We start from the raw sequence: 17,072 nt of genomic DNA, 5'->3' as shown, positions 1-17,072 counted from the left end.
CATGGGCCGCCCTTCGACCATTCGCCGTCTCCGGCCAGACATCAAGGATCATATCGACGCGGTTCTCGCGGCGGATTCAATGACCTTGGACGAACTCATTGGCGATTTGCGGGAACGGTTTCCCGAAGACGCTGGCCAGGGCGACCTTCCGTCGCGGTCAGCGCTCGGGCGATACGGTCAGAATCTGAACCGGCGGCTTACGGCGATCCGGGCGAGCACCGAGGCCGCGAAGATTATCACGGCGGGGGCCGAGGATAGCCTAGATGCCCGATCCGAGGCCTTAACGGCCATGATCCAGACCGAACTGTTCGAGTCCATCATGGCGCTTCAGGAGGCCAAGGCCGAAGACGTGGAACAGGGTGAGCGGGTCGAGCTGCTGTCGAAGGCCGCGAAGAACATCGCGACCCTGACACGCTCTTCGGTGAACCTCAAAAAATTCAAGGCCGAGGCGGAGGAGCGGGGCCGCAAAAAGGCCGAGGAGGAGGCGCACAAACGCCTGGCCAGCCTGATGCCGGAAGATGGCCGCGACCCCAAGGAGATGACCACGGCGGAGCTTGAGGAGGCGATCCGTGAACGCATCCGCCCCCGACCTTAGTCCGCTTTTGGCCGAAAGGGATCGGCGCAGGTTCGAGGCCGAGCTGGCCCGGCGAACGTTCGGCGGTTTCGTCGGTTACACGCGCCGGGACTATATTTGGTCCCGGTTTTCGCGCGAAGTCTGCGCCGCTATCGACCGGTTTCTGGATGACGTGCACAAGGGCAAGCGACCGATCCTGGTTCTTCAGGCGCCGCCCCAGCATGGCAAGTCCGAGCTGGTCAGCCGCATGCTGGCCCCCTACATCTTTGGTCGCTGGCCGAATACCCGGATCGCGGCCTGTTCCTATTCGGCGGATCTGGCCAAGGACATGAACCGCGATGTGCAGCGGATCATGATGGCTTCAGAGTTCAGGGAGGTCTATCCGCGTAGCGCGCTCAACACGAGGCGGGCCGCTCATGTCGAGGGCGAGGCCCTCCGCAATTCCGACCGGTTCGATATTGTCGGCAAAAAGGGCTATTACCTCGCCACGGGCATCGGCGGCCCCTTGACGGGTAAAAGCGTCGATATCGGCATTATCGACGATCCGATCAAGAACGAGGCCGAGGCGCGCTCCCCCGCCGTGAAAAAGGGGATCAGGAGCTGGTATGAAACCGTCTTCCTGACCCGCCTCTCGAAGCGGTCGGGTCAGATCATTATGGCCACGTCCTGGGCGACGGACGATCTCGCGGCGACGATTCTGAAGGACAATCCGGACGCGGTTCACCTGAAATTCCCGGCGATCAACGACAACGGGGAGGCCTTGGTTCCGGAGCTTCACCCCCTGGAACAACTTCTTCAATTCAAGAGGCTGATGGCGCCCGCCAAATGGTCGGCGCTGTTCCAGCAGAACGCCGTCCAGGACGGCGGCAACATCTTCCAGGAAGCATGGATCCAGGAGTGGTTCCCCGCCGATCTGCCACCGGTTTTCGACGAAGTGATTCAATCCTGGGACATGACCTTCAAGGATACCCTGGGGTCGGACTTCGTCGTCGGACAGATTTGGGGGAAAAGGGGCGCGGCATACTACCTTCTGGATCAAATCCGCGACCGCATGTCGTTCACGGCCACGGTCGAGGCCGTCCTGGTTATGACAAAGAAATGGCCCGAGGCCCTGGCCAAGCTGGTGGAGGACAAGGCCAATGGACCGGCCGTAATCAGTACCTTGAAGAATACCGTGCCGGGCCTGATCCCCATTGAGCCAGATGGATCAAAGGTAGCACGAGCCTCGGCCGTCACGCCGTTGTGGAAGGCCGGAAACGTGTATGTGCCGCGCAATGCCGTGTGGCGCAGGGATTTCGACGGCGAGGTGATCGCCTTTCCGGCCGGGTCGAACGATGATCAGGTCGATGCCATGACCCAGGCTCTGCGCTATTTCGTCGGCGATTCCCTGGCCATTTGGGAGACCCTTGGACAATGAGCCCGCCCCGCCGCGCATCAGCCGCGTCCCGTCCCGCCCGTCCCGCCAAATCCTTCCTGGGTCGCGCCCGCGTCCGCGATGGCTTCGACAATGTCACGGCCCGGCTTGGCCTTGGCGCCGACAATATGTTGGCCGGGTCGACATACCGGAAAAACCGGATCCTCGACCGGACCGAACTGGAAGACATGTACCGCACCAGCTGGGTTGTCGGTCGCATGGTCGAGGTCGTGGCCGAGGACATGGTTCGCGCTGGGCTCGAAATCAAAGGCCCGATGGCGCCGGAGGATATCGACCGGCTTCATGCCGGTTGGCGCGAGACGGGGATTCCGGGGCGCCTGTCCGATGCCATCAAATGGGGCAGGCTGTACGGCGGCGCCCTGGCGATCCTGTTGATCGACGGGCAGGCTTTGGACGAACCCTTGGACCTGGATAGCCTTGGCGAAGGCAGCTTCAAGGGCCTGATCGTGGCCGACCGCTGGCAGGTGACGCCGTCCGAGGAGAAAATCCGCGACCTCGGCCCGATGCTGGGTTATCCGGCCTATTATACTCTCGACGACGTGGCCGGGTTGGACCGGCAAAGGGTTCACCATAGCCGGGCCTTGCGGTTTGTCGGGGTCGAGCTGCCCCGGTATGAAAAGCTAAGGGAGCAGGGCTGGGGCGCGTCCGTCGTTGAGCGGGCGTTTGATCGAATCCTGGCGCTCGATTCTGCGACGTATGGCTCGGCCAATTTGATGATGAAGAGCTTCCTTCGGGTCTTTTCGATCAAGGATTTCCGCCGGATTTTGGCCCAGGGCGGCCCGGCGGAATCGGGCCTGATGAAAATGATGGACATGGTCCGCCAGACCCAATCCAACGAGGGCATCACCATCGTTGATTCCGAGGACCAGGTCAGCGCGATCAACTGGTCTTTCGCCGGTGTCTACGATGCCCTTCAGGCCTTCGCCGAGCAGATCTCGGGCGCCTCGGGCATTCCCTTGGTGCGCCTGTTGGGTCAGGCGCCCAAGGGCTTCGCGACGGGCGACAGCGACCTGCAAATGTATTATGAGACCATCTCGACCGCGCAGGAGGATGACCTGCGCGGCGCGGTCGGCTTGCTGTTGGAGGTACTCTACCGCTCGGTGTTCGGCACGGCCCCGCCGGACGGTTTAACGTTCAGCTTCGCGCCACTGGCCAGCCCCTCGCCGCTGGAGAAAAGTCAGATCGCGACGGCGGATTCCCAGGCCATTGCCGCCCTGGCCGCCGGAGGCATCATCGACCATCCCCAGGCCCTGGAGGCTCTGCGCGAAAGCGGGCGGGTCACCGGGCGGTTCGCCGGGATCCGGGATGAGGACATTGAAGCGGCGCGGGAGGCCAATATCGCCCCGCCCCTGCCGGAGATGCCGGAGATGCCGGACGAAGATCCCCTTTCCCTGACGCCCGGCCCGGCCCATGACGCCTGAGGTCAAGGCCCCCACCCGCCCGGACCCGGCCCAGCCCTGGCCCGGGTTGGCGTGGTCCTGGACCGATCAGGCCAAGAAGGCCGATGGGGATTTCCAGCCCGCCAAGGCCGCCGAACGGACCTATGCCAAACAACTGGGTTCTGTGGCGGGGCGGGTCAGGCAGATCACGGCGGGCGGTGGGGATCCCGATCAAAAGATCAGGTTGCTGCGGGCCTATGCCGCTACCCTGAACGCCTGGGCCGAGGCTGCGGCAACCGTTATGGTCGCGGCGGCGGCGCGGAAGAACGATCAGGTCTGGCGCCGTCAGTCCGAGCGCATCGGTCAGGGCTTGCGTGAGCATCTGACCAGTTCGGTCAATGGCGTGACCCTGCAAAAGCTGATCGCGGTTAATGCGGGCAATATGAAAAGCCTTGCCAGCGATGCCGCCGACCGGTTGGCCCATTTGACCCAGGAAGCCCTGGTGACCGGTATGAGGCCGGAGGAGTTGGCCAAGAAGATTGAAGCTGCCGGGGATGCCACGGGCGCCCGGGCGCGGACCTTGGCGCGGACAGCGGTGTCCAGCGCCAACACGGCCCTGACGAAACAGCGGGCGCAGGGGATCGGCGGGACCGGATATATCTGGCGCACGGCAAGGGACGGCGGTGTTCGGGAGAGTCATGCGGCCATGGAGGGGAAGTTCATCGAATGGGACCACCCACCAACCATCGACGGGTATACGGCCCACGCGGGGGAGTTCGCCAACTGCAGATGTTATTGTGAGCCGGTGGTACCTCGCCCCGGCGGGGGCAGACCCATTGCCCAACCCCTGCCCACGGAAGAATCCACCGGTGGCAAGCCGACGTTTTTGTCTCACTGGGAAAAGCACAACAAGAAGGTGGTGCCCTATGAACCGGGGCAGCCCTTACCGGGGCATGGGCAGGCGACGGCTGACATCCGTAAGTTGACCGAATACGCGCTGAATAAAAACCCTGACAAGGCCCGTGTTTTTGCGTCAGCCCTGGGAATGGACGAGCGGCACGCCGAGGACCTGCGCGCACAACTGCTCAGGGGTTTGGCCGGTGCCCGCACTGAACGGGGCGTGCAGGATCATCATGGTGAGCGATTTGTTGCATTCGTGCCCGTTCAAGGGGCGAATGGGCAGGTGGTTGAGGTTCGTACCGCGTGGATCTATGATCGCAGGGATGGTCGGCAAGCAGAGGCGCCCCGGCTCGTCACGGCCTACATCGATTCCAAACGCGCCCCAAAGGCAACAGGAGGTGACCGTGTATCCTGAGTTGACCGACCTGAGACTGAAGGAGAGGGTTGTGGGTACCGATATGAGTACCGGTGAACCGTTCGATCTGGCTGCGGGGCTTAAGGGGACCGTCATCATCTCCAGTCCATCGGTGCCGGATAGTCAGATCGTGGAATTCGTGGTTCCCGGGCCGAATCACGCCGACGACCTTTATGATCTGTTCTATGTTGAAGCCGACCTGCACGACAGCCAGGTCGAGGCCGTGACCGGGAAAACCGCCTAGGTTCCCCGCAGGGGGCTCTTCGGTGCCCCCTGGCATGGTTGGGGCTCCCGATGCCGCCCCGGCGATCCTGCCCCGTTCAATGGGTGTTCAATGGGGCCATCTGGGGCGCTCCCGATCCTGGGGCTTGCGCCCGCCCCTCCGGAACCTGGACGTCCCCCACCTTCCCCCTGGCCCGGAACTGTTCCGGGCAAGCCAGTCCCCGGGCCGACCGGTAGTCTCCTCCTTGTCGCAACTCAAGGAGCGGACCCCGTGCCCCTCATCCTCGTTTCCACCAGATTGTCGGATCGCATTTCTGAGACCCCCGAGGGGTATCTGTTGTGCGAGGGCGTGGCCCTGGCGCGGACCGGCGACCTGGAATACCTGCCCGAGGAAGTGCCGGTCACGCCGGGCGATGGGGATACAATTTTAATCGAGCGGGGGGAGGCCGACCTGTTCGACAAGGCCACAATGGCCAGTTTCGAGGGGCGGCCCCTGACCGACGGCCATCCGGACGACGACGTAACCCCTGAGACCTGGCGCGAGCTTGCCTGTGGCGTTGTTCAGAATGTTCGCCGCGGCCAGGGTCCGGAGGCTGATCTGCTGCTCGCCGATCTGCTGGTGACCGACGCGGACGCCATTAAGGCGGTCAACGGGGGTCTGCGCGAGCTGTCCTGTGGTTACGACGCCGAATACATCGAAATCGCCCCTGGTCGGGGGCGGCAAACCCACCTGCGCGGCAACCATGTGGCGCTGGTTTCCGAGGGCCGCTGTGGCCCCCGCTGCGCCATCCGCGACCGGCGCACTAAAACGAGGGATCACCGCATGACGAAGACGAAAAAGCCCGGACTCCTGGCGACCCTCTTGGGGTCCGCGGGCGTCCGCAAGGCCATGGACGCCGACCCCAGGGTCAAGAAGGCCCTCGACGAGGCCCTGGTCGAAGGTCAGGCCGGGGACGAAGATCCGGAGGAAAAACCGGTCCCGGCGACGGACGAGGGGGAGCCGGGTCTGGCCGAAGACATGGCTGAGATCAAGATGCTGCTGCGTTCCTTGGTTGAAAAAATGGGGGCGACGGGCGACGAGGATCCCGAGGTGATGACCGACGAGGATTCCGAGGACACCCAGGATGAGGACCCCGAGGATGCCCAGGATGAAGACCCCGAAGCCACCCAGGATCGCAAGCCGCGCAAAACCGGGGACAGGGCCACGGCCACTCTGGTTCGGGATGCCGCGATCTTGTCCCCGGGCCTTATCGCCAGTACCGGTGATCGGGCCTTGACGGTCAAGCGGGTCGCACTGCGGGCCGCCATGAAGGACGGCGCCGTGGCCCGGGCCGTCAAGGCCATCGCCCGCGATGGCATCGACCGGGCGACCGGCCCAACCCTCGACGCGGCTTTTTCAGCGGCGGTCGAGATCAAGCGGGCAGCGGCCAATGGCCGCACCGCCGATGCCCTGACCCGGGGCGACGCCAAGGGACGCGCGGGGGCTTATGACACGCCCGCCAGCCTCAACGTTCAATTCGCGGAATACCGCAAGGGTTTGAAGGGATAACCGCATGCCTACCTATACCATGTCCATGCCCAGCGGCTTTGCCGGGGGCGTCAGTCGCCGGGCCGAGGCGACCCTCGAACCAGTGCCGCTTTCCGCCGAAACGCCTTTTGGTGCCCCTTTGGCCTTGGCGGCGGGAAAGGCGGGCGCGGCGGTCACCGCAGCCAGCGTCACCGGATTTCTGGCCCGGTCTTACCAAACCGGGGCCGGGGTGAACGGGGATTCCGCAGGCACCGGGTCCATTCAGGACCAGCTGAAGCGCGGCTATATGTCCGTGCGCCTGTCCGCGACCGAAGCCACGGCGGCCGTTCGGGGAGGCGCGGTCAAGCTGATCGAAGCCGACGCCGGTGGGTACGTCACCGGTGAACTGGCAGTCTCCGCCGGTGTCGCCATCCCCGGCGCCACCTTCATGGGCCCCCAGGATTCCGACGGCACCGTCGAAATCGCCTACAATATCTAAGGAGCCGACGATGGTTGGAATTCGAACATACGATCGGCGGACCCGGGATGAGGCCGGTGCCTTCCTGGTCGGTGAACTGGAGCGCCTGGACCAAACGTTCAATGCGCCACTGATGGAGGTCACGTGGCAGCGCGACATCGACCTGCGCGAGGATATCGCCATGGAGGATGAGGTGTCATCCTTCACAATCAGCGACTTTGCCGCCGCCGGTTTCGCGGGCGCCGGGAAAAGCTGGATCGCGGGCGGCTCCACGGCTATTGCCGGTGTCGACGTGTCCACGGCCAAGATCGGCCAGCCCCTGCATCTGTGGGGTCAGGAGGTCGGGTTCTCGACCATTGAACTGGGTAAGGCCGCGCGCACCGGGCGACCGATCGACACCCAGAAGTACGACGCGATGCAGATGAAGTACCAGCTCGATACGGATGAAATGGTCTATATCGGCGATCCGGTGGTCGGCGCCACGGGCCTGTTGAACAATCCGGCCATCGCCCCCTATGGCTTCGCCCAGGATTGGTCGACGGCGACGCCCGCCCAGATCCTCGACGATATCAATGGTTTTCTCCAGTACGCCTGGGTGCGGGCGGCCTATGCGGTGGCCCCGGATCAACTCCGACTCCCCCCGGATCGCTTCGCCCTCCTCCTGAAGCCGGTTTCCGACGCGGGTTCGATTTCCATTCTGAAGTACGTCTCAGAAATGTGCGTTTCGGCGGTTCAGAACGGGCGCCCCCTGGAGATCCTGCCCTTGAAATGGACGACGGGCCGGGGTGTCGGCGGCCTGGACCGGGCTTTGGCCTACACCCGCTCCAAGCGCTATGTGCGCTTCCCCTTGGTGCCGGTCCAAAAGACACCGGTGGAGATTCGCGGGCTCCAGCATCTGACGGTCTATTACGGCCTGCTCGGCCAAGTCGAGTTCGTCTACCCGGAAACCGTGTCCTACGGGGACATGGTGGCCCTGGGAGGGTAAGTGATGCCCCGAGAGATCCACGTCACCGAGCCCTTCGCCCTGGGGTCGCGCCATTTCGGCAAGGGCACCCACCTTGTGACCGAGGCCGAGGCGCGCCATCCGTTTTTCGAGCCCTGTTATCGGGCCGGGCGGTTCACGGTTGCCGTGACCGTCGAGGCGGGCGATCTGGTCACGGCCATCGGCCAGCTGAATCCGAAGAACTCCGAGCATTTCACCAAGGCGGGCCTTCCGGAGGTCAAGGCTCTGTCCGAGGTGGCGGGCCGGGCAGTCACGGCGCAGGAACGGGACGCGGCCTGGGCAGCCTTTCAGGCCGCCAAGGGTTCCGAATAACCGCATTATTCCAGGGGAAGGCGCGGGATTTGGCCGCACGGACGGCCTTGCCCAGGAGTGGAGCGACTCCCGTCAGGGGCCACCCCAAAACAGCGCCCAGGCCGGGACCGGCTCGAGGCGGCAGCGAGGCCGCCAACGCCAGTCCCCGGGATCCGATCACCGGACCCCGGGGACACCAATCCTTTCCTTGATCCTTAGAGGCCAGCCATGACGCCCGCCGAATTCCGCGACATGATCCCCGCCTTCGCCGACGCCACCGTCTTCCCGGATGCGACGGTGACGCGCTGGCTCGCCTTCGCTGAAAAGCGGTGCCCGCTGGAGCGGTGGCAGGATCTCCAGCCCCACGGTATCGCCTTTCTCGCGGCCCACCACTTGACCCTCGTGATGGCGGCCTCGAAGGCCACCGATGGCACCGGCGGCCTGGATGCTGCCGGGGGTGGCGTGGTGTCCGAAAGCAAGACGGTCGGGTCGATCTCCACCTCGGTCTCCCGCGCCGGGGCGGCGGCCACAGCCGACATTCGGGCAGGCGACTACAACTCGACCAGCTGGGGAAAACAATACTGGTCCCTGGCCTCGACCATCGGCGCTGGGGGAGTCGTGGCATGATCCCCGACATCACTGTTCAAGGCTCCGACTCAAGGGAAATGGAGGCGCGGATTAAGCGCGCCATGACGCTCCTGAAGGGCTCCGAGCTGTTAGTGGGCATCCCGGCTGAAGAGAACACGCGGGAGGGCGAGCCCATCGGCAATGCGGCGATTGGCTACATACAGGAATTCGGCGCGCCCGAAGCCGGGATCCCGGCCCGTGCCTTTCTCTATCCGGGCATGAAGGCGGCGGCGAAGGACATCACCGATCTGCTCGCCGACGCGGCGCGGGCGGCCCTGCGGGGGGACGCGGGCGGCGTCATGGCGGGGTTCCATGCCGCCGGGCAGGTCGCGGTGAACGCGGTTACAGCCAGGTTCGTCGACAACGATTGGCCTGCGCTGTCTAAGGCGACATTGGCGGCGCGGTGGCGGGCACAAACCCCTCAGCCCCAACAGCAGGCGGGCCAGAGGCGCAAGCCGCGGCCAGTCCAGGCGCCCGATAAGAGTAATCCATTGATGGATAGCCGGTCTCTGATCCGGTCCATCACCTACGTGATTCGGAGGCGCGGTCAATGAGCTTGGATCTGTCCGCCATTCTGTCCGACCCGGAGTTCACCGAACCCTTGACCCTGCGGGTCACCGCCGAAAGCGTCGACGCCCATGGGCGGCTTGTGGAGGCTGCCGAGGTTTTGCACGAGATCCGGGCCAATATTCAGATGGCCAGCCCGGAAGAGCGGGAAAGTCTGCCCGAGAGCGCCCGCGACAAGGCGACCCTGGCGGTCTGGACCATGATGGATCTGGACACGCTGGGCGAGGGCGCAGCGATCCGCTTTGATTGGCGGGGGACCGACTATCTGATCCAGGCCGTGGAGCCGTGGCCGAAGGGCGGCTACGTCCGAGCGCTCGCGACGCAGGAAGGTGTTCAATGAGCAACGACAGCGCCACCGGCGGCTTCCTTCCCTTGGATACGGGCCTGACGGCTTATGCCCAAGAAGACGCGATCTGCGAGACCATCGCAGCCCTGTCCGGCCTGCCCGGCGGCATGGTCCGCCCGCGCTGGCAGCCCAAGCCGCCCCCACAACCCGCCGAGCATGAAAACTGGTGTGCCTTCGGTGTCATCGATGAGCAACCGGAGGGGGTCTCGCTGACCCATAAACCCGGTCTGTCCATCCTCCACTCCGAAGATCGGCTAACGATCATGGCCAGCTTCTACGGGCCTGAGGCCCATGCCAAAGCCAAGGCAGTCAAACTGGGCTTAGGCGTTAAGCAAAACCGCGAGGTTCTGTGGAGGGCGGGCATGGTGCTGGTCAAGGTCGGTGGGATCGTCGCGGCGCCGGATCTGGTCGGACAGAAATGGGTCGGTCGTCAGGATCTGAGCGTCACGCTGCGCCGCGGCGACGATGTCGCCGTTCCCATTCGCGATCTGGTTGAGGCCCCGGTTGTCCTTTCCGGAGCCGCACTCACCGTCACCGCCAATTCATAGGAGCCGTCATGGTCAAGGAGCTGTCCGTCGACCGCGTTGTCAACGTCACCATCAACCTCCAGCCCCTGGCGGCAGCCCGACGGAATTTCGGCGTGCTGCTGATCGCCGGGGCGTCGTCCGTGATCGATCAGGCCGAGCGCATCCGGACCTATACGGACCTGGATGGCGTCCTCGCCGATTTCGGCACCTTGTCGCCGGAATACGCGGCGGCCGTCGTCTTCTTCGGCCAAAGCCCCCGCCCGAAAATCCTGCGCATTGGACGCTGGGTCAAGGCCGATGCCCCTGCCATCCTCCGGGGCGCGGCATTGACCACCGAAGAAGCCGATATCGGACAATGGACCGGAATCGATGCCGGATCCTTGACCATCACCGTTGGCGGTGTCGAGCAGACGGTTTCAAATCTCGATATCAGCGCGTCAACGACCCTGGAAGGCATCGCCGCGATTATCGATGCGGCGCTGGGTGGCGTTGGCGCGGGCCTGACCTACGACGGCGAGCGGTTCATTTTATCCACGGCGGCCACCGGCGCCGCAGCCTCTTTGGGATGGGCCACCGGAGCTCTGGCCGCCCAGATGAAGCTAACCGTCGATACCGGCCTCGCGCCCGTGGGCGGTGTGGGCGCCGAAACGCCGCTCCAGGCCGTGGCCGATCTGGCCGATCTGGCGAGTGACTGGTATGGGGTGACCTTCGCCGATCCCGATTTGACCGTCGACCAACACATCGCGGTTGCCGGGTACATTCAGGCCAGCGCCAAGGCCCGGATGTACGCCGTGACGATCACCGATACCCGGGTCATGGATTCGACCTATGTCCTGGATCTGGCCAGCCGCCTCAAGGCCCTGGGGTATACCCGGACCACGGTGGCCTATTCGGCCAATCCCTATGCGATCATCTCGGCCTTGGGTCGGGCCTTCACCGTCAACTTCAACATGAACCGGTCGACCATCACGCTGAAGTTCAAGCAACTGGTGGGGATTGTGGCCGAGGGGCTGCGCGAAACACAGGCACTGGCGCTCGCAGGCAAGCGCTGCAACGTCTTCGCGGCCTACGACAATGATACGGCCATTTTTCAGGAAGGCGTGATGTGCGGCGACGCCTATTTCGATGAAATCCACGGCCTGGATTGGCTGGCCAACGCCATCCAGGTCTCGGCCTATAATCTGCTCTATCAGTCGAAAACCAAGATCCCCCAGACCGACAGCGGCGTGAACCAGATCATAACAGCCATCGAAGGCGTCCTCGCTCAGGCCGTGAGCAACGGCTTGATCGCCCCGGGCATCTGGAACGCCGATGGGTTCGGCCAGCTGGAGCGCGGGGATCGACTTGACAAGGGCTGGTATATCTATGCGCAGCGCGTGGATGACCAGGATCAGTCGGAGCGGGAGCAGCGCAAGGCGCCACCGATCCAGATCGCGGCAAAGCTGGCCGGTGCGATCCACAGTCTCGACATCGCCATCGACGTGAACCGTTGAAGGAGAAAGGGTTATGCCCGCCTATTCATTCTTAGACGTCCACGCGGCCATCGATGGTCCGGGGGGCAATATCGCCATCGGTGGTGAAGAGTCCGGAACCGCGTCCGAGGGGATTTCCATCGACCCGACCGGGGACAAGAACGCCATGACGGTCGGCGCCGATGGGTCGGTCATGCATACCCTGCGGGCCGACAAGTCGGGCACCGTCACCATCAATCTGCTGAAGACAAGCCCGGCCAACGCCCAACTCCAATCCCTGCTGACCTACCAGGAAGGTTCGTCGGTCCGGTGGGGACGAAACACGATCACCGTTCGGGATACCGCCCGGGGCGATACCTACACCTGCACCGCTTGCGCCTTCGCCAAAGACGCCCCGAACGGCTACGCCGAACAGGCCGGAAATGTCGTGTGGGCCTTTCACGCTGGCCGGATCGAGCGCCAGCTCGGCACCGGCACACCGGAAAAGTCATAAGAGATAAGAGGACGCCATGGCACTTGAAGAATTCACCGTCGGGGCCCTGACCCTGAAGCCCAAAAAAATGGATGCCCGGAAGCAATTCCATGTCGCCCGGCGCTTGGCCAGCCTTTTGGCCAAAGTCGACGGGCTGCCTGTCGGCTCTTTCCGGCCTGCTGGATCGGCGACCGAGGCCGAGGCGCTCAAGGTCGCCGGAGCTATCGGCGAGGCCGTCTCAAGCCTGCCCGACGAGCAGGTCGACTATATCCTCGACGCCTGCCTCGACACCGTCGAGGTTAAGCAAACGGGCGGGGGCTGGGCGCCCCTGCGGGCCAGGGGGGTCCTTATGTATCCCATCGATCTGCCGACGCTGCTGATTGTCGTCGGTCGGGTTCTGTTGGGCAACCTCGCGGGTTTTACGGACGCCCTGCCCGGGCTTGGGCCAGCCCTGGCGGGCCTGACATCAAATGGGTGAGCATGTCTAACGGCGAAGACTGGCTCTATCGACCTGTCCTCGCCGGGTGCTGTCGAGCCGAAAGCCTGATGGATGGGACCTTGGATCTGGCGGACGTCGCCGATCTGAATGAGGCGCTGGACGTGCGGGACGAAAACGAACGGCGCGCTCGGGACTGGGCGAAGGCGAAATAGGAGAGGCTGTCATGCTTGGCGGTGTGATCGCGGAATTCCTGGCGAAAGTCGGGTTCCAGACCGACGACAGTTCAATGTCCAATGCCCTATCCAAGGTCAAGGGCTTCGGAATTGCCGTGGGTGTGGCCGCCGGTACAGCTGTCGCCGGAATCCTGGCTATCGCCAACAAGTACGACGAACTGGGCGCCTCATCCGACGCCCTGCGCATCTCCGCCGATCACCTTGCAGAACTGCGCTACGCGGCGGAAGAGGCGGGCTCCAGCGCCGAAGCGTTGAACGCGTCGTTGGCCGGTATGATTTCGACACGGCCCTACATCACGGATACCGCTAAGGCGCTGGAAGAAGCGCGGGGGCGCATGGCGGGCATGGGCAAGGCTGCGCGCGAGCTTTATGCCCAGCGCATGGGCATAGATCCTGCGTTGATTCCCATGCTGACCGCCGATGTCGGCGCCTTAACCGCCGAATATCGGTCCATGGCCGGGGTGGCGGGGATCGGCGCCCAGGCCGCCGCCGAGTCCGCCCGGTCTCTTTTGGCAGAAATCACGCGGCTGAAGGCCATGGCCGGGCTGGTGGCCGATGCGGTCGGCGTTGCTCTTTTCGACAAGCTGCGCGAGGGGTTCGAGGGTCTGCGCCGAAAGATCACCGAAAACTTCGACCGCATCCGCGCCACCCTCGAAACCTTCCTTGCGTTGGTGCTGCGCGTGGCCGGTTCAGCCATGGCCTTCATTGGCCGCCTGATTGAATGGGTCATGAATCTGGCCGATGCTTTTTTGGGGTTGGATAAAAGTCAGAAGATCGCGGCGGCAGCCGTGGTGGGTCTGCTGGCCGCCTGGCGGTTGCTTAATGCCGGATTTTTAGCGACGCCATTAGGCTGGATCGTCGCTGGCCTCATCGGTCTGATTGCGTTGATTGACGATTTCCAGACCTATCTTGAGGGTGGGAAAAGCCTGATCGACTGGGGTCCCTGGGCGGGCACAATTGAAAAGGTCTGGGGCCTCTTAAAGCCCCTGGTGGGGCTTCTTAAGGGGCAGTTCGTGGGTGCGCTAACCCTGATCGGCGCCGCTGTCCGTGCGACGGTGGACTTGATTATCGGGCTGGTGGACATCGCGGGCAATGTGGTCAAGGGTGTGGTGGCCCTGGTCACCGGCGACTGGCAGGGCGCGGTTGACGCCTGGATGGCGATTGGCGAGACGATGGCGGGAACCTTCCTCGCCATCTGGCACGGTCTGGCCGAGGGGATCGCCGGGTATTTCGGCGAGGCGGGTGCGGCGTTCAAGGCGGCCTTCCCCGATTTTACGGCCTGGGGTGAGAGGGCCGTGGCCGTGATCACTGGCGTCGCGGCCATCCTGTTCCAACCTATCGCCGTCGCCCTCGGCCATTTGTCGGCGCAGGTTGACCGGTTCATTGCCTTCGTGAAGGCGGTCTTTTCCGGCGATCTGCAAGGCGCCGTAGACGCGGGCAAGGCGATCATCGTCGGCTTCGCCGATGGCTGGATTGCAACCATTAAGGCCATGATTGATACCCTGCTTAGTCTGTTCAAGCCGATGTGGGCGGGGATCGAAGCGGCCTTTCCCGATTTCGCGGGCTGGGCGGAACGGTCAGGGAAGGCAATCGCTGACAGTATTGGCAGCGCCCTCCGCTGGGTTGGCGATCAGGCCCGGAAGGTTCTGGATTTTCTGCCGGACTCCGTGTTGGACGCGGTCGGTCTGGGGTCCGCGCCAAAAATCGACCAACCACCGGTCACTCCCGACTTATCCGCCCCGGCACTGACGCCTGCGTCGGTCTCGGCGGGGCCGGGCGCGGCATCCGACCCGGAAGCCCGGCCTGTCACCATCAACCAGAAGACTGAAATCACCGTCACCACCACCGGCGATGCGATGGCCGCCGGTCGGGCGGTCGCCCGGGAGCAGGATGGGGCGGCGGCGAACGCGGCCCGGTATATGACCGGGGCGATGCGATGAGCTGGGCACAGCAAACCGAACCGGTGACGGTGATGCCCGAGCGCCACATCGGCGGCATAACCGCCGATGTGGTGATTGAGGAGACCCATGAAGACGGTCTTGAGGTCACGGAATTCCCGGTGGAGCAGGGCGCGGTCATTTCCGACCATGCCTACCTCAAACCTCAATCCCTGACCCTGCGCATCGGCATATCGGATTCCGGCGTCAATGCCACCGAAGGCGCCAAACGCAGCCAGGAGTTCTACGACAAGCTGCGCGAACTTCAGGGCAAGCGCGAGCCATTCGATATTGTTACGGGGAAACGGCTGTACACCAACATGCTTATCGTGACCATTTCGACCACAACGGACCAGGATACCGAGAATGCCTTTATCGCGACCGTTGACTGCCGAGAGGTGATCATTGTCTCGACCTCTGTCACCACGGTTCCGCCCCGCGCCCGGCACCGGGCCGGAAACCAAACCGGCGGGGTGTCGGACAAGGGGAAAAAACAGCCTCAGGCGCAGAAGGAAAGCGCATTAAAAAAGGCGTTCGGACGATGAGCTGGATTATACCTCTCACCCCGGAACCGCAGACCTTCACGGTCACCCTGGTCGGTGTCGAATACCGCCTGACCATTCGGTGGGGCTGGGCGAATGAAGGTGGCTGGTTGCTGGATCTCGCCAAGGCCGAGGACGACGTGCCTCTCGTCGCGGCCATGCCTTTGGTCACGGGCTGCGATCTGTTCGCCGCCTATGGTCATCTGGAAATCGGCGGGGCGGTGTGGGTGTCATCGGCGGACGATGAACCGGCGGGTGAGGACGATTTAGGCACCGCCGTTCGTCTGGTTTTTCAAACGGAGGATGGGGCATGAGCGGGGACCGTCAATGGATCCGAACCTGTTCTCTCCTGGTCGGCCCGGGATCGGGCGAAGGCCTCGACCTGTCCGGGTTGAGGGTCCAATTCCAAACTATCAAGGGCGATATTGAAACGCCGAACAGCGCCACGATCACCATCACCAATTTGTCGAAAGAAACCGCGAGCCGGATCGGCGGTGAGTTCACGACCGTGTTTTTATCGGCGGGCTATCAGGGTAACACGGGCCTGATTTTCTCGGGCAACATCCGGCAGGTCCGGATGGGCCGGGAAAACGGAACGGAGTCCTGGTTGGAGATCACCGCAGCCGACGGCGACCATGCCTATGCCCACGCCACAGTCTCCACGACGTTGGCCGCAGGTGCGCGGCCGGTCGATCAGGTGGCCGTCGCCGGGAAATCCATGGCCGAAAAAGGCGTGACCACAGGCCATATCGCCGATATCGGCGGCCAGCCGCTGCCACGGGGGAAAGTCATGCACGGCATGGCGAGAAAATACCTGCGCGATGTGGGGCAGGATCGCGGCGCGGTCTGGTCGATCCAGGACGGGGCACTGCAGATGGTGAAACTGGCGGGTTATCTGCCCGGCGAGGCCGTGGTGCTGAACCATGAAACCGGCCTGCTGGGCGCGCCTGAGCAAACCGATCAAGGCATCAAGGTCACCTGCCTGTTGAATCCTCGGCTGCGGATCGGTGGGAGGATCAAGCTGAATAACGAGTCGATCCAGCGGGCGAAGACGCCACTGACAATCGGGGCCTGGAACAAGTCGGCGATGATCGACAGCGATGGGATTTACCGCCTGATCAAGGCGGACTTCAAGGGTGATACTCACGGGCAGGATTGGACCGCCGACCTGCTCGCCATCGGCATGGATGACACCATGCATATTCCTCTGGACCAGATAGGATTTTGAGATGGATCGGCGCGAGAGGCTTCAGGACCCCATTGAAAGCAACCGCATGGCCCAGGACGGCCGACAGGCCGAGATCTGGACGGCGCTTCCGGGGATTATTCAATCCTACGACCCTCTGGCGATCACCGTAACGGTCCAACCATCTCTTAAAGGTATCCTGACCGACGGGCGTGGCAAAGCGACCGAGGTAACCCTGCCTCTGCTGGTCGATGTTCCGGTTTGTTTTCCCTGCGGAGGCGGCTTTACCTTGACCTTTCCCATCAAGCCGGGAGACGAGGCAATGGTGGTCTTTTCCAGCCGATGCATTGATTCCTGGTGGCAGTCCGGGGGCATTCAGGATCAGGCCGAGCAGCGGATGCACGATCTATCCGATGGTATGGCGATTGTGGGTCTACGCAGCCAACCGCGCGTTTTAAACCCCGTGGCCGATCCGGAAAACGTCCAACTGCGCAGTGACGATGGCGAGCAGCACATCACC

22 protein-coding genes are annotated in these 17,072 nt (G+C 63.6%); all 22 read left to right on the top strand.

The window, feature by feature from the left end; genetic code table 11:
* Position 1 precedes the first annotated feature (1 nt).
* Complete coding sequence (locus ACLIRY_RS17605; RefSeq protein WP_413206730.1) at positions 2 to 595, top strand: phage protein Gp27 family protein; 594 nt, start codon at positions 2 to 4, stop codon at positions 593 to 595.
* Positions 570 to 1,991, top strand: coding sequence for a phage terminase large subunit (gene terL, locus ACLIRY_RS17600; RefSeq protein WP_413206729.1), 1,422 nt, complete (start codon positions 570 to 572; stop codon positions 1,989 to 1,991). The genes ACLIRY_RS17605 and terL overlap by 26 nt, the downstream gene beginning before the upstream one ends.
* Positions 1,988 to 3,430 (top strand): DUF1073 domain-containing protein, encoded by a 1,443-nt coding sequence (locus ACLIRY_RS17595; RefSeq protein WP_413206728.1) that lies wholly within the window; start codon positions 1,988 to 1,990, stop codon positions 3,428 to 3,430. The genes terL and ACLIRY_RS17595 overlap by 4 nt, the downstream gene beginning before the upstream one ends.
* Entirely contained in the window at positions 3,420 to 4,703 is a 1,284-nt protein-coding gene (locus ACLIRY_RS17590; protein WP_413206727.1) for a phage minor head protein, read from the top strand. Before ACLIRY_RS17595 ends, ACLIRY_RS17590 begins: the two co-directional genes overlap by 11 nt.
* Positions 4,687 to 4,947, top strand: a complete 261-nt coding sequence (locus tag ACLIRY_RS17585; protein WP_413206726.1) for a hypothetical protein — start codon at positions 4,687 to 4,689, stop codon at positions 4,945 to 4,947. Before ACLIRY_RS17590 ends, ACLIRY_RS17585 begins: the two co-directional genes overlap by 17 nt.
* 249 nt (positions 4,948 to 5,196) lie before the next feature.
* The gene (locus ACLIRY_RS17580; RefSeq protein WP_413206725.1) at positions 5,197 to 6,474 is read left to right on the top strand and encodes a DUF2213 domain-containing protein; all 1,278 of its coding nucleotides are present in this window, start codon (positions 5,197 to 5,199) and stop codon (positions 6,472 to 6,474) included.
* Between the two features lie 4 nt (positions 6,475 to 6,478).
* The gene (locus tag ACLIRY_RS17575) at positions 6,479 to 6,931 is read left to right on the top strand and encodes a hypothetical protein (protein WP_413206724.1); all 453 of its coding nucleotides are present in this window, start codon (positions 6,479 to 6,481) and stop codon (positions 6,929 to 6,931) included.
* Positions 6,932 to 6,941: 10 nt separating this feature from the next.
* Entirely contained in the window at positions 6,942 to 7,895 is a 954-nt protein-coding gene (locus ACLIRY_RS17570) for a DUF2184 domain-containing protein (RefSeq protein WP_413206723.1), read from the top strand.
* 3 nt (positions 7,896 to 7,898) lie between these two features.
* Entirely contained in the window at positions 7,899 to 8,225 is a 327-nt protein-coding gene (locus tag ACLIRY_RS17565; RefSeq protein WP_413206722.1) for a hypothetical protein, read from the top strand.
* Positions 8,226 to 8,432: 207 nt separating this feature from the next.
* The gene (locus ACLIRY_RS17560; protein WP_413206721.1) at positions 8,433 to 8,831 is read left to right on the top strand and encodes a DUF4054 domain-containing protein; all 399 of its coding nucleotides are present in this window, start codon (positions 8,433 to 8,435) and stop codon (positions 8,829 to 8,831) included.
* Complete coding sequence (locus ACLIRY_RS17555; RefSeq protein ID WP_413206720.1) at positions 8,828 to 9,385, top strand: hypothetical protein; 558 nt, start codon at positions 8,828 to 8,830, stop codon at positions 9,383 to 9,385. Before ACLIRY_RS17560 ends, ACLIRY_RS17555 begins: the two co-directional genes overlap by 4 nt.
* On the top strand, positions 9,382 to 9,738 hold the full coding sequence (locus tag ACLIRY_RS17550; protein WP_413206719.1) for a hypothetical protein: 357 nt from the start codon (positions 9,382 to 9,384) through the stop codon (positions 9,736 to 9,738). The genes ACLIRY_RS17555 and ACLIRY_RS17550 overlap by 4 nt, the downstream gene beginning before the upstream one ends.
* Positions 9,735 to 10,292, top strand: a complete 558-nt coding sequence (locus tag ACLIRY_RS17545) for a hypothetical protein (RefSeq protein WP_413206718.1) — start codon at positions 9,735 to 9,737, stop codon at positions 10,290 to 10,292. The genes ACLIRY_RS17550 and ACLIRY_RS17545 overlap by 4 nt, the downstream gene beginning before the upstream one ends.
* 8 nt (positions 10,293 to 10,300) lie before the next feature.
* The gene (locus tag ACLIRY_RS17540) at positions 10,301 to 11,764 is read left to right on the top strand and encodes a DUF3383 domain-containing protein (RefSeq protein WP_413206717.1); all 1,464 of its coding nucleotides are present in this window, start codon (positions 10,301 to 10,303) and stop codon (positions 11,762 to 11,764) included.
* Positions 11,765 to 11,777: 13 nt separating this feature from the next.
* On the top strand, positions 11,778 to 12,236 hold the full coding sequence (locus ACLIRY_RS17535) for a phage structural protein (protein WP_413206716.1): 459 nt from the start codon (positions 11,778 to 11,780) through the stop codon (positions 12,234 to 12,236).
* A 16-nt stretch (positions 12,237 to 12,252) separates the two neighbouring features.
* Positions 12,253 to 12,693, top strand: coding sequence for a phage tail assembly chaperone (locus ACLIRY_RS17530; protein WP_413206715.1), 441 nt, complete (start codon positions 12,253 to 12,255; stop codon positions 12,691 to 12,693).
* 2 nt (positions 12,694 to 12,695) lie between these two features.
* Complete coding sequence (locus ACLIRY_RS17525) at positions 12,696 to 12,866, top strand: DUF6889 family protein (RefSeq protein ID WP_413206714.1); 171 nt, start codon at positions 12,696 to 12,698, stop codon at positions 12,864 to 12,866.
* A gap of 11 nt (positions 12,867 to 12,877) precedes the next feature.
* A complete protein-coding gene (locus ACLIRY_RS17520; protein ID WP_413206713.1) occupies positions 12,878 to 14,827 on the top strand; it encodes a hypothetical protein in 1,950 nt (649 codons plus the stop codon).
* The gene (locus ACLIRY_RS17515) at positions 14,824 to 15,369 is read left to right on the top strand and encodes a phage baseplate protein (RefSeq protein ID WP_413206712.1); all 546 of its coding nucleotides are present in this window, start codon (positions 14,824 to 14,826) and stop codon (positions 15,367 to 15,369) included. The genes ACLIRY_RS17520 and ACLIRY_RS17515 overlap by 4 nt, the downstream gene beginning before the upstream one ends.
* Positions 15,366 to 15,680 carry a phage baseplate plug protein gene (locus ACLIRY_RS17510; RefSeq protein ID WP_413206711.1) on the top strand — a complete coding sequence of 105 codons (315 nt, stop codon included), beginning with the start codon at positions 15,366 to 15,368 and terminating at the stop codon, positions 15,678 to 15,680. Before ACLIRY_RS17515 ends, ACLIRY_RS17510 begins: the two co-directional genes overlap by 4 nt.
* A complete protein-coding gene (locus tag ACLIRY_RS17505; protein ID WP_413206710.1) occupies positions 15,677 to 16,594 on the top strand; it encodes a phage protein in 918 nt (305 codons plus the stop codon). Before ACLIRY_RS17510 ends, ACLIRY_RS17505 begins: the two co-directional genes overlap by 4 nt.
* A 46-nt stretch (positions 16,595 to 16,640) precedes the next feature.
* Positions 16,641 to 17,072, top strand: a 432-nt coding sequence (locus ACLIRY_RS17500) for a Gp138 family membrane-puncturing spike protein (protein ID WP_413206709.1), incomplete at its 3' end; no start/stop codon positions are given.

It is taken from the genome of Rhodospirillum sp. A1_3_36 (genome assembly GCF_047263945.1).
In the GTDB taxonomy this organism is placed as follows: Bacteria; Pseudomonadota; Alphaproteobacteria; order Rhodospirillales; family Rhodospirillaceae; genus Rhodospirillum.
This window is presented reverse-complemented; position numbering and strand designations above follow the sequence as displayed.

Bases quoted from the DNA above. Each gene is read 5' to 3' on its own strand.
- ACLIRY_RS17560 (WP_413206721.1), top strand. From the start codon at position 8,433: ATGACGCCCGCCGAATTCCGCGACATGATCCCCGCCTTCGCCGACGCC.
- ACLIRY_RS17510 (WP_413206711.1), top strand. From the start codon at position 15,366: ATGAGCTGGATTATACCTCTCACCCCGGAACCGCAGACCTTCACGGTC.
- ACLIRY_RS17505 (WP_413206710.1), top strand. From the start codon at position 15,677: ATGAGCGGGGACCGTCAATGGATCCGAACCTGTTCTCTCCTGGTCGGC.
- ACLIRY_RS17525 (WP_413206714.1), top strand. From the start codon at position 12,696: ATGTCTAACGGCGAAGACTGGCTCTATCGACCTGTCCTCGCCGGGTGC.
- ACLIRY_RS17575 (WP_413206724.1), top strand. From the start codon at position 6,479: ATGCCTACCTATACCATGTCCATGCCCAGCGGCTTTGCCGGGGGCGTC.
- ACLIRY_RS17515 (WP_413206712.1), top strand. From the start codon at position 14,824: ATGAGCTGGGCACAGCAAACCGAACCGGTGACGGTGATGCCCGAGCGC.
- ACLIRY_RS17550 (WP_413206719.1), top strand. From the start codon at position 9,382: ATGAGCTTGGATCTGTCCGCCATTCTGTCCGACCCGGAGTTCACCGAA.
- ACLIRY_RS17605 (WP_413206730.1), top strand. From the start codon at position 2: ATGGGCCGCCCTTCGACCATTCGCCGTCTCCGGCCAGACATCAAGGAT.
- ACLIRY_RS17595 (WP_413206728.1), top strand. From the start codon at position 1,988: ATGAGCCCGCCCCGCCGCGCATCAGCCGCGTCCCGTCCCGCCCGTCCC.
- ACLIRY_RS17535 (WP_413206716.1), top strand. From the start codon at position 11,778: ATGCCCGCCTATTCATTCTTAGACGTCCACGCGGCCATCGATGGTCCG.
- ACLIRY_RS17520 (WP_413206713.1), top strand. From the start codon at position 12,878: ATGCTTGGCGGTGTGATCGCGGAATTCCTGGCGAAAGTCGGGTTCCAG.
- ACLIRY_RS17530 (WP_413206715.1), top strand. From the start codon at position 12,253: ATGGCACTTGAAGAATTCACCGTCGGGGCCCTGACCCTGAAGCCCAAA.
- ACLIRY_RS17590 (WP_413206727.1), top strand. From the start codon at position 3,420: ATGACGCCTGAGGTCAAGGCCCCCACCCGCCCGGACCCGGCCCAGCCC.
- ACLIRY_RS17565 (WP_413206722.1), top strand. From the start codon at position 7,899: ATGCCCCGAGAGATCCACGTCACCGAGCCCTTCGCCCTGGGGTCGCGC.
- ACLIRY_RS17540 (WP_413206717.1), top strand. From the start codon at position 10,301: ATGGTCAAGGAGCTGTCCGTCGACCGCGTTGTCAACGTCACCATCAAC.
- ACLIRY_RS17555 (WP_413206720.1), top strand. From the start codon at position 8,828: ATGATCCCCGACATCACTGTTCAAGGCTCCGACTCAAGGGAAATGGAG.
- ACLIRY_RS17570 (WP_413206723.1), top strand. From the start codon at position 6,942: ATGGTTGGAATTCGAACATACGATCGGCGGACCCGGGATGAGGCCGGT.
- ACLIRY_RS17545 (WP_413206718.1), top strand. From the start codon at position 9,735: ATGAGCAACGACAGCGCCACCGGCGGCTTCCTTCCCTTGGATACGGGC.